Annotated in this window: 13 protein-coding genes; 9 read left to right on the top strand and 4 right to left on the bottom strand. The window is 57.7% G+C overall.

The features are described 5' to 3' along the window. Positions 1-265 precede the first annotated feature (265 nt). The 8 genes from ccmA to HZB29_10920 all read left to right on the top strand — a co-directional run bounded on the left by ccmA (position 266) and on the right by HZB29_10920 (position 4,971). Positions 266-1,003 carry a heme ABC exporter ATP-binding protein CcmA gene (gene ccmA, locus HZB29_10955; protein MBI5816112.1) on the top strand — a complete coding sequence of 246 codons (738 nt, stop codon included), beginning with the start codon at positions 266-268 and terminating at the stop codon, positions 1,001-1,003. Between the two features lies 1 nt (position 1,004). Then, positions 1,005-1,697 carry a heme exporter protein CcmB gene (locus HZB29_10950; protein ID MBI5816111.1) on the top strand — a complete coding sequence of 231 codons (693 nt, stop codon included), beginning with the start codon at positions 1,005-1,007 and terminating at the stop codon, positions 1,695-1,697. 43 nt (positions 1,698-1,740) lie between these two features. After that, positions 1,741-1,857 (top strand): CcmD family protein, encoded by a 117-nt coding sequence (locus HZB29_10945; GenBank protein MBI5816110.1) that lies wholly within the window; start codon positions 1,741-1,743, stop codon positions 1,855-1,857. Beyond that, the gene (gene ccsA / locus HZB29_10940; protein MBI5816109.1) at positions 1,854-2,543 is read left to right on the top strand and encodes a cytochrome c biogenesis protein CcsA; all 690 of its coding nucleotides are present in this window, start codon (positions 1,854-1,856) and stop codon (positions 2,541-2,543) included. The genes HZB29_10945 and ccsA overlap by 4 nt, the downstream gene beginning before the upstream one ends. 37 nt (positions 2,544-2,580) lie before the next feature. Then, positions 2,581-3,486, top strand: coding sequence for a GTPase Era (gene era, locus HZB29_10935; protein ID MBI5816108.1), 906 nt, complete (start codon positions 2,581-2,583; stop codon positions 3,484-3,486). Positions 3,487-3,500: 14 nt separating this feature from the next. Beyond that, complete coding sequence (gene recO / locus HZB29_10930; GenBank protein MBI5816107.1) at positions 3,501-4,253, top strand: DNA repair protein RecO; 753 nt, start codon at positions 3,501-3,503, stop codon at positions 4,251-4,253. A gap of 81 nt (positions 4,254-4,334) precedes the next feature. Beyond that, positions 4,335-4,580: an AbrB/MazE/SpoVT family DNA-binding domain-containing protein gene (locus tag HZB29_10925; protein ID MBI5816106.1), complete on the top strand. Its 246-nt coding sequence runs from the start codon at positions 4,335-4,337 to the stop codon at positions 4,578-4,580. Next, positions 4,555-4,971: a PIN domain-containing protein gene (locus HZB29_10920; GenBank protein MBI5816105.1), complete on the top strand. Its 417-nt coding sequence runs from the start codon at positions 4,555-4,557 to the stop codon at positions 4,969-4,971. Before HZB29_10925 ends, HZB29_10920 begins: the two co-directional genes overlap by 26 nt. A gap of 2 nt (positions 4,972-4,973) precedes the next feature. On the opposite strand, the gene HZB29_10915 is transcribed toward HZB29_10920, so the two are convergent. From HZB29_10915 to HZB29_10900, 4 genes are read right to left on the bottom strand one after another with little or no spacing between them, the layout of a single operon-like run. Then, positions 4,974-6,431 carry a M48 family metalloprotease gene (locus HZB29_10915; GenBank protein MBI5816104.1) on the bottom strand — a complete coding sequence of 486 codons (1,458 nt, stop codon included), beginning with the start codon at positions 6,429-6,431 and terminating at the stop codon, positions 4,974-4,976. A gap of 20 nt (positions 6,432-6,451) precedes the next feature. After that, on the bottom strand, positions 6,452-7,372 hold the full coding sequence (locus HZB29_10910) for a hypothetical protein (GenBank protein ID MBI5816103.1): 921 nt from the start codon (positions 7,370-7,372) through the stop codon (positions 6,452-6,454). Positions 7,373-7,387: 15 nt separating this feature from the next. Continuing rightward, entirely contained in the window at positions 7,388-8,017 is a 630-nt protein-coding gene (locus HZB29_10905) for a hypothetical protein (GenBank protein MBI5816102.1), read from the bottom strand. Between the two features lie 13 nt (positions 8,018-8,030). Next, positions 8,031-8,534: a hypothetical protein gene (locus HZB29_10900; GenBank protein ID MBI5816101.1), complete on the bottom strand. Its 504-nt coding sequence runs from the start codon at positions 8,532-8,534 to the stop codon at positions 8,031-8,033. A 50-nt stretch (positions 8,535-8,584) separates the two neighbouring features. Here HZB29_10900 and HZB29_10895 point away from each other — a divergent pair, with 50 nt between their 5' ends. Continuing rightward, a complete protein-coding gene (locus HZB29_10895; GenBank protein MBI5816100.1) occupies positions 8,585-9,316 on the top strand; it encodes a hypothetical protein in 732 nt (243 codons plus the stop codon). Positions 9,317-9,589 lie beyond the last annotated feature (273 nt).

Here is a 9,589-nt window from a genome sequence, read left to right as displayed (position 1 = left end):
TTGAAATCAAAAAGAAAAGGAAGGCCGCGGCGTAACTGTCCGCCGCTTGCGGCCCCGCCGGGATTAATCGGAAATCACCGGATGGACAAAGCGGACAATTCATGTGCTACTAAACCGGACATTTCTATTTGTTGCTAACACCATTTGCCGCATTTGCCGCCATTCCCTGCGTTGTACACGCCACCCTGCCCGGGACCGGATCATCCCTACCCCCGCCCCCGAATGACGTTGACTTGGGCCAGCCGTCTCTATGACAATACCGGGCATGACATCGCAGAATATCAACTCTCCGCTGATTGAGCTCCGTTCCATCGTCAAAAGGTTCGGCAGGGTGACTGCCCTTGACCATGTGGACCTGGGGGTGGCGGCGGGAGAATCGCTCACCATATTCGGCCCCAACGGGGCGGGGAAGACAACCTTGTTGCGGATGATCGCCGGGCTTGTGAAGCCTTCCGGGGGCGAGCTTATGATCGCAGGCGAGGACGTCACCCACGGCCATCATGACGAGCTGCGCCGCAGGATCGGCTACATCTCCCATCAGAGCCTTGTTTACGCGGACCTGACCGCCATGGAAAACCTGGTCTTTTTCGCCCGGCTTTACGGCGTGGCGGACCCGGAGCGCAAGGGGGCGGAGTTGCTGGACGAAGTGGGGCTGAAAAGCCGCGCGGACGACACGGCGGGTACCTTTTCCCGGGGGATGCGCCAGAGGCTTTCCATCGCCCGAGCCCTTGTCAACGATCCGGACATCATTTTGCTCGACGAACCTTTCACGGGGCTCGACCAGCACGCCGCCGGGATGCTGATGAACCTGCTTTCACGGTTGCGCGGGGAGAAACGGACGATAGTGATGATAACCCACAACCTGGAAGTAGGGCTTTCGCTTGGGACCCGCGTGGCGGTGCAGGCGGCGGGGAAGATACGGTTCGACAGGGCGGCGGCGCAAATAGACCGAGCCTCGTTCCACGACACATACAACGGCATAGTGGGGAGCGCGCATTACTGATATGAGCGGGGATATAAAAAGATTCCTGTCCGGCTCCGTCGCCATCGTCCGCAAGGACCTGGCGATGGAGCTTCGCGGCAAGGAGATTTTCACCACAACATTCATGTTCGCCGTGCTCACGCTGCTCATCTTCAACTTCGCGTTCGACATGACCTCCATAAAGGTGGAGGACGCGGCGGCGGGGGTGCTTTGGGTGGCGTTCCTTTTTTCCGGATCGATCACCATGAACCGCTCATTCCTCCACGAAAAGGAGGACGGGTGCCTTTCCGCCCTGATGCTGGCGCCCATTTCCCGCAGCGGGGTATATTTCGGCAAGATGGCCTCCAACCTGATCCTGACGCTGCTTACGATGGCGGTGATCATCCCCATATTCACGGTGATGTACAACATAAACGTGATGGAGCGGTTCTTCCTCCAGTCGCTTACGCTGTTCCTGGGGGCGGTGGGATTCAATTCGGTGGGATTGCTGGTGGCGGCGATGGCGGTGAACCTTCGGGCGCGGGAGATGATGGGACCGCTTCTGCTCCTGCCGGTGGTGACGCCGGTGGTGATCGCGGCTGTGAAGGCCTCAGGCGGGCTTATCCGGGGCGAGAGCGTGGAACAGCTTTGGGTGTGGTTCCAGATACTGGCCGTGTTCGACGTGATATACTTGGTGGCGCCGTGGCTTTTGTTCGAGCATATTATAGAGGAGTGAGCCTTAAGGGCCGTTCCGTTACCGGATTGATGGAGTGTTGAAAGTGGACTACGTCATATACGCATACGCGCTGGTGTGGCTTGTGTTCTTCGGCTACGTGTTCCTGATAGGCAAAAGGCTTTCAAAGCTTGAAAAGGACGTGGCGGGGCTGAAAAAATGAACTTTGTGAAGCGGAGCCTTCCCGCCATCGCCACCGCGCTCACCGCGGCCTCCGCCGCGATGATGATGGTGTCCATATACCTGGTGTTCTCGTTCGCCCCCATGGAGGCGGTGATGGGATGGCCGCAGAAGATTTTCTATTTCCACGTGCCGATATCCATCATGTGCTACATCGGTTTTTTCTTCACGTTCGCAGGCTCCATCGGCTACCTGTGGACGAAAAACTTCATGTACGACAGGCTGGCGCTGGCCGGGGCGGAGACGGGGGTGATGCTTTCCGTGCTGATGATCGCCACAGGCATGCTGTGGGGCAAGCCTATATGGGGAGCGTACTGGACATGGGACCCGAGGCTGACCACCTCCTTTGTCCTGTGGCTCATCTTCGCGGGCTACCTTATATTGCGAGGCCGGGTGGAGGACGAGACCATGCGGGCAAAGTACGCAGCCGTGATGGGGATCGTGGGCTATGCGGACGTGCCGCTTGTGCATTACAGCGTGAAACTGTGGAACAGGGGCATCCACCCGGTGCTGGAGAAGTCCGGCGGCGATTCGGGGATGCATCCGGACATGCTCACGGCGTTCAAGGCGTGCCTTGTCACCTTCTTTCTCCTTTTCCTGCTGGTGTTCGCGCAGCGGCTGCGGTGCGAGTTTGTAAAAGGGGAAGTTGAAAGGCTGAAGGCTTCCTGAAAACCATTGCGCGCCCCATGCGCGCGCGGAGTATCATATGACCCTTCCAGAAGGCATTAAATCCGGTTTCGTCACCATCGCCGGCAGGCCGAACGTGGGCAAGTCCACGCTTCTAAACCGCCTCGTCGGCTCCAAGGTGGCCATCACCTCGCCACGCCCCCAGACCACGAGAAACCGCGTGGTGGGCATAATGTCCCGGCCCGGCTTGCAGGTGGTGTTTGTGGACACGCCGGGGATCATGCGCGAAAAATCGCGGCTCAACAAGTTCATGATCGGCGTCTCCGTGAAAGCGGGGGGGGACAGCGACATGATACTGTTCATCACCGACGCGGAACGGCCGGATCTGGAGGCGGACCGGTTCGCCCTCTCCCGGTTCGGCGAAAAGCGATGCCCCAGGTTCCTTGTGATAAACAAGATAGACACGGTGAAAAAACCTGTGCTGCTCGAACAGATCGCCGCGTTGACCACCATCGGCGAATTCGACGAAGTGTTCCCCATATCCGCCCGGAACGGAGAGGGGGTGGAGGAAATGGTCACATCCATCGCCAAAATCCTCCCCGTGGGACCGCAATTTTATCCGGCGGAAACTATCACCGACCAGCCGGAGCGGTTCTTCATCGGCGAGATCATCCGGGAGAAGGCGTTCGTGTCGCTCCATCAGGAGCTGCCGTATTCAACGGCCGTTGTGGTGGAGGGGGTGGAGGACGAGCCAAACGGGGTGACGCTCATCGGGGCGGTGATATATGTGGAGCGCGAATCGCAAAAAGGTATCGTGATCGGGAAAGGCGCCGCCATGCTTAAGAAGATCGGCTCGATGGCCCGGCAGGAGCTTGAGGCCCGGTTTGGAACGAAGGTGTACCTGGACCTTCGGGTGAAGGTGAAGGAAAAATGGACCACCGACATCCGCAGCCTGGGCGAACTGGGATACAAGGACGAGGAGTGAGGCGATAGACCGCCATGCCGCTCCATGAGTCCACCGCCGTCACCATAAAGTCCATAAGGCTAGGCGAGGCGGACAGGATCGTCACCCTATTCACCGAGCGCTACGGCAAGATCAAGGCGGTGGCCAAGGGGGCGCTAAAGCCCAAGAGCCGGTTCGGCGGCAGGCTGGAGCCATTCGTGCACGGCCGCATAATCTTCTATGGCAAGGAGAAGGCGGAGCTTTTCCAGCTTAACACTTTCGACGTGATAGAGCCTTTCCTCCCCATCCGGGACGATCTGGACAAGATGAGCCACGCCTTTGTCTCCGCCGAGCTTTGCGATTACTGCCAGAAAGAGCGGGACGTGAACCGGGAAGGTTTAAGGATGCTGCTTGGATTCTGGCGCGCTTTAAGCGCGGAATCCAATGGCGCGCGGCAGGACTTGCTATTGCGGCTGTTCGAGTTCAAATACCTTTCGCTCATCGGATTCATGCCCCGGCTTTCCCATTGCGTCAATTGCGGCAAGGAACCTGCCCAGGCGGCGGCCGGATTCAACGCGCGCAAAGGAGGCGTTGTATGCGCCGATTGCGTAAAGAGCGATAACGGCGCGATACGAGTAAGCCTGGGTTCCGTAAAACTGCTTGGCAAAAGCCTGGAGACCCCGATGGAGAAGTTAAGCCGCCTTGCCGCCGGCCCAGCGCTGATGGACGACGTGGAACGGATGGTGCACGAGATGGTGGAAACCCATGTGCGAAGAAGGATGAAAAGCGAGCGGTTTTTGAGGATGTGAGGGCTGGAGAAAGATGGATGATATTGATGTTGTATGATAAACTACCATGGTAGGAAAATAGAATCAGGTAGGATATATTCCATGAAAGCGGTCAAGGTGCTTCCCAAAGGCCAGATAACCCTGCCAAGCGCTATAAGGCGCAGGTTGAAAATAAAGGAGGGTGACACCCTGGTGATGGAAGACAAGGGGGAGGCAGTCACGATCAGGAAAGGCAAGACCATATTCGATTACGCCGGATCCCTGCCATCTTTGGGAATGAGCATTGAGGCAATGAGGGAAAAAGCGGTCAAGGACTCGGCCCATGAGCGCAAAAAAAGCGATAATTGACACAAGCGTCATATTGCGCCTTCTGACGCGCGATGACGAGGCCAAAAGCAATGCCTGCCAGAGGCTTATCCGGGAATCCGGCCGCGATGGGATCACCCTGATTCTCCCTTTTGTGGCGGCGTTGGAGATTGTCTGGGTTCTTGAAAAAGTCTATAAATACGACAGGCGGCGGATACGGGATATCGTTGACGCCATTCTCAATACGCCGGAACTCAAGGTCGAACAGGACTCGGTCATACGTAAAGCCGTTTATGATTACGCAGAGAAGAACGTAAAATTCGCCGATGCCGTAATGGCGCACAGCGCTCTGGAAAACGGCGTGTCCGCCGTTTACACATATGACGAAAAGGATTTCAGGAAAATAAAAGGTGTTGAACCGATAAAACCATAACCCTACTTCCCCTTCTTCCCCTCTTCATCCCCGCTGGTCTGTTCGCCAAGCTCTTTTAGCGTCTCGGCCCGTTCTTTCTCCCGCCCGGTGATCTTGTACAGATACGCAAGGTTGTACAACGCATCTGCGTAGTCCTTGCGAAGCTCCAGCGCCTTGTTAAGGTCTGCCTCCGCCTTCCGCGCCAGGTCCACCTGCAATTCCTTGCCAAGCGACATATACGACACCGCGCGGTTGTTGTACGCCTCCGGCATGTTGGGATTCAGTTTCAGCCCCGCGTCCAGCTCGCCGACTGCGGAGGAATATTCCCCCTTGAGAAAATGGACGCACGCCAGGTTGTTGTGGGCCGGGGCGTAGCCGGGGTCGCGGTTGACAGCCTCGCGGAAGTAGCGCATCGCCTTGTCCGCGTGGCGGTTGAACAGGGTCTGGTCCCGGCTCTCCTCGGCGAAGGCGGCGGAGACGAGCGCGTTGTCGTCATCCTCCCCCTCCGCAAGGGTCTTGCGGGCGCGGTTGGTCGGGTCCACCACAAGCGAAAGCTGGAAATTCGGCTCCTCGTCCAGCCGCCATTTGGCGTATTCGTCCTCCGCCATCTGGTAATACACCAGCCCCAGGTTGTTGAACGCCTCCCGGCTCTGGTACACGGAAAGGAAGTCCTCGAAATACTTTCTGGCCGCCACATAGCTGGAGTTTTTATACGACGCCACCCCCTTGTCGAACACGTCCAGCTTCTCGGCCACCCGCTTTAGCGCAACGATCACCGCCGCGGACCGTTCCTCGATTTCAGGATGCGTCACGCTAAGTATCCTCCCTTCCAGCAGGCCGGGGTTGGTGGCCGCGGTCCATTCGCGGAAAAAGTTCTCGTCCTCGTCCACGATCCGGCGCACATGATAGCCCGCCTGCGACGCGTAGATGACGCCGTACTGGTCTGCCTTAAGCTCCTTTGCCATCACCGAATCGGACTGTTTTGCGATCTTCACCGCCCCTTCCAGCGCCTTCCTGTCCTCCTCGTCCATGGCGGGGCCGGGATTGGCGCCGCTGTAGAAGAAGAAATGCCAGAAGTCCCCGTTCACCTGGTGGGAAAGCTCGTGGCCGATGATGAAGGCAAGCTTGGCCTCCGTCTCCTCCTTCGATTTGGAGTTCATGCAGATGTCTATGGCGCCCCGGGTGAGGAGGATGGAACCGTCCGGCAGGGAGCGCGCCCAGGGATAGCCCTGTTCGTCCAGTATCACAAGTTCCGGCGCCGGGCCGGGCTTCCTGTCCGCCGCCGAAAGCACTTTTGCGAAGACTTTGCGGGCGGTGATGGAGCGCTTATCGCTCTCCTTGAGAGTCCTGTGGTTTTTTGTCCAATACCCTTTTTCAGCGGTGGCGCCGGGCAGTGCATTGGCCTGGGCATGGGCAAAGGACGGCGCAGAGGCGATCAACGCCGTCAACACGGCGATAACAAACTTTGACGAGGCTCCCACGGAAACCTCCTTTATAAAACCTACTTGGCGTAGGCGAACTGGCCTATCGCGGCGAATACCTTGTTGTCCCTGGCCGATCCGGAAATTTTCCACCGGTACACCCGGCCGGCCGCAAGCTTTCCTTCGTCCAGGGAGACGGAAGGCTCCGCCGTTTTCGTCTCGTATATCTCATGGACGCCACGGGCGCTCACTTCCATCAGGATGAAATTATAGTCCGCCGCGCCGTCCACAGGATTCCAGGCAAACCGCACCTTGCCGCCGCGCCCGGCCACGTCCACCGAAAGGTTGGCGGGGGACTCCCCCACTTTCCTCCCCGCGTCGGAAAAACCGAATGACGGGGCGGCCTGTTCCGGCTGTTCATACACGATGAACGCCTTGTCCATGTCCAGCGCCACGATTTTGCCCGCTCCGCCCCCGGCCTGGCCGAACACCATGAACAAAAGCAATGCCGCGGCGAAAGCGTACGCCGGAACGGGCGAGGCCACCCATCTGCCCAGCATGTCCCATATGGAAACGCTTTTCCCGGCGGCGATTTTCCTTTTCACCGGGGCCACGGCCTCCCGGTATCTTGCGGGGGTGGCCGCCATTCCCAAAACTCCCTCCGTCATCCTGACGCTGGAGGTGACGAAGAACGCCGCCCGGTCAAAACAAAGGTCGCACTCGGCCATATGGGCGGAATACGCGGCCCGTTCGGCTTGTGGCAGCCTGGCGCCGATGTAATCCCCCATAAGCTCCACAGGGACGCATGAAGGGGTCAATTCTTCCGCGGATGAGAGTTTCGGCGACACGTTGAAAAGGGCGGAGCGCATGGTCATCAGCGAGGCGAACCTCCGGCGGCAGGTGTGGCACCCTTCCAGATGCCCCCGCGCCTGGACACGGCTTGATTCGTCAAGCTCCGGGTCCGCGTACCGCAAAAGTTCCGCTATCGTCAGGTGGCTCATAAATCCGTCACCAATCTAAACGCCCGTTTCGTCCAATATCTCTTTTAACATGGCCAGGGTAAGGCTTTGACCTTCCCCTGACATATTTGTACGGACAATCGTCAGCAGATTCCGGATATTTTTTTCCAAAGCATAAAAAACATCCTGCTCAGACGTTGTGGAAATAGGCTTACTGTCCGTCAAAGGCAAAGACAACCCTTTGTAAAAATTAAGGATATCTTTTGCCCGCATATCCTTGTTAAACCACAGGGAAAGGAGCCTTCGCCCCTCTTTTGGCATCTTGTCCAATGACTCGCCAAGGGTCTTGTAAAACCGGGACATGGCGATCTGGTCGGCCATGTCCATATCCTCGCTGGCAAGCTGGAAACCCGGGCCGGGCCTTTCGTCGTCCCCAACGGGCTGGTCTATCGGATAGAACACCGGGTCTTGTATCAGGTCCAGCGAGCCGCTTTTCACAAGTTCGTCCTGCACGGCGCGGATCATTTCACGCGCCTTGTCGAGCGTGACCTTAAGCTCACGCGAAATATACGCCGCGTCGCGCTTCATCCTAAGCAGGATGAAGGTCATCTGCTCTTTCTCTGAAAGTTTCTGTATGGCCTGGGGCAGCCTTTTGCGGGCCGAATCGCTCAATACCTCCGGGATCATATCGCCACTCCCATCAGAAGGCCCTGCCGTATTTCCAGCGGAGCCAGTCTATGTACAGCTCGCGGGAGTTCAATATGGTCCATACAAAGGTGGAGAGCAGGCAGTCGTTCTTGCCGGAATATTTTACGATTTTACGTTTGAGCTGCTCGAATAGCCAGATATATGTGTCCATCCCGTCGTCGCACTCGGCCCGGGAGAAATTCGGCGTTTTCCCCTCGCGTTGCAGCGAAAGGCTCATCAGGCCGCAAAGATAGCTCCCGGCGCAATGGGGGCAATGCTGCACGCACCATTCCTTGGCCTTGAACAACGCCCAATCTGTGTGCTGGTCAACGAATTTCGCCCACGCCTCTTCGTCACCGGCGGTTATGCGGGCGACGAACTCGATGTCCTTTGCGGTCCTGGAGGCGCTCTTGCCTTCGTTCTGGCTCATTGGTGGATTATAGACACGGTGCGCCGGAAGGGTCAACCGTGGGCCGGACACAAGGCAGGCCAAAGGATTCGGGGATAGCATTGACATGTTACGGCCTAGGGCGAATATTATAACTAGCAATCATAAAGGACCTGATCATGGAATGCCCCAAATGCGGCCATACACAGCCGGACAAGACACTGGAGTGCGAGCGGTGCGGGATAATATTCAGCAAATGGCGCGAGAAAACCAGCGGCCAGAAATCGGCGTCCATAAAGACCGTCCCCTTAAGTCCGCCTCCTGTCTATCGCCAGCCTTCTAAAAAGACCGACACCATTTTTTTCGCCAAGATAGCGATAGTGATCGTGGCCCTTGCCGCCGGCGGCCTTTGGGCGCGTTCGGACCTGAACGACTGGAGGGAATACAGCGCCGCCGAGAAAAGTTTTTCCATCCAGTTTGTGGGGGAGCCGGTGGTGGAGTTTGACAGCCAGACGGTGGAAGGCCAGTTCGCCAAAGTGCAGATGGAGACCGCCTATTACCATACGGCGCCTGTGTTCGGCATACCCGGGATCGAGTATATGGTGATGGTGGCCGATTACCGGATCGTGGGGGGAGACGCCATCCAGTGGGACGACGCCCGGGCATTCCAGGGTTTCCGGGAAGGGGCGCTAAAAAAGCTTGGCTGGGCGGCCAGCGTGGAATCGGAGCAGGACGTGTCCATCGGGGGAAGGATGGGGAAGGAATGGGTGTTCAAGGCAAGAGGGGGCAAGGTGACAGTGGATGTGTTCCGCAGCGGGGACCGGGTGTACGCCGTGGCGATAGGCCATCCGCCGTTGCTTAGCCTGACGGCGGAAAAAGAGAGGTTTTTCGGATCGTTCAGGCTTTTGTAGAGAAAAGGCGAATACGGCCACGGGAAAGAAAAAGAATTTCACCACAGAGGCTCAGAGGCGCGAAGATGGCGCTTTGCCGGAGCCGCCCCGGGCTGTTGCCCAAAAGGTAAAACACACGAAACGAACGCTGTCCGGGGTGTTCTTCACCCCGGACTCTTTGTTTATACAAGCATTACTCACTCGACTTTGGGACATCGGGGTGAAGATACTCACTCACATGTCAAGCCTAATTGTTTGCCGCACGGAATGCTTTGGCAGAATCAAACTCCTCAC

It is taken from the genome of Nitrospinota bacterium, from assembly GCA_016235255.1.
Classification (GTDB): domain Bacteria; phylum Nitrospinota_A; class UBA7883; order UBA7883; family JACRLM01; genus JACRLM01.
Note: the sequence above shows the minus strand (reverse complement) of the source record. Positions and strands in the feature narration are given on the sequence as shown.

What these genes read in the sequence shown, in the direction of transcription:
- ccmA (MBI5816112.1), top strand. Translation starts at nt 266, where the DNA reads ATGACATCGCAGAATATCAACTCTCCGCTGATTGAGCTCCGTTCCATC.
- HZB29_10950 (MBI5816111.1), top strand. Translation starts at nt 1,005, where the DNA reads ATGAGCGGGGATATAAAAAGATTCCTGTCCGGCTCCGTCGCCATCGTC.
- ccsA (MBI5816109.1), top strand. Translation starts at nt 1,854, where the DNA reads ATGAACTTTGTGAAGCGGAGCCTTCCCGCCATCGCCACCGCGCTCACC.
- era (MBI5816108.1), top strand. Translation starts at nt 2,581, where the DNA reads ATGACCCTTCCAGAAGGCATTAAATCCGGTTTCGTCACCATCGCCGGC.
- recO (MBI5816107.1), top strand. Translation starts at nt 3,501, where the DNA reads ATGCCGCTCCATGAGTCCACCGCCGTCACCATAAAGTCCATAAGGCTA.
- HZB29_10925 (MBI5816106.1), top strand. Translation starts at nt 4,335, where the DNA reads ATGAAAGCGGTCAAGGTGCTTCCCAAAGGCCAGATAACCCTGCCAAGC.
- HZB29_10920 (MBI5816105.1), top strand. Translation starts at nt 4,555, where the DNA reads ATGAGCGCAAAAAAAGCGATAATTGACACAAGCGTCATATTGCGCCTT.
- HZB29_10910 (MBI5816103.1), bottom strand. Translation starts at nt 7,372, where the DNA reads ATGAGCCACCTGACGATAGCGGAACTTTTGCGGTACGCGGACCCGGAG.
- HZB29_10905 (MBI5816102.1), bottom strand. Translation starts at nt 8,017, where the DNA reads ATGATCCCGGAGGTATTGAGCGATTCGGCCCGCAAAAGGCTGCCCCAG.
- HZB29_10900 (MBI5816101.1), bottom strand. Translation starts at nt 8,534, where the DNA reads ATGTCAATGCTATCCCCGAATCCTTTGGCCTGCCTTGTGTCCGGCCCA.
- HZB29_10895 (MBI5816100.1), top strand. Translation starts at nt 8,585, where the DNA reads ATGGAATGCCCCAAATGCGGCCATACACAGCCGGACAAGACACTGGAG.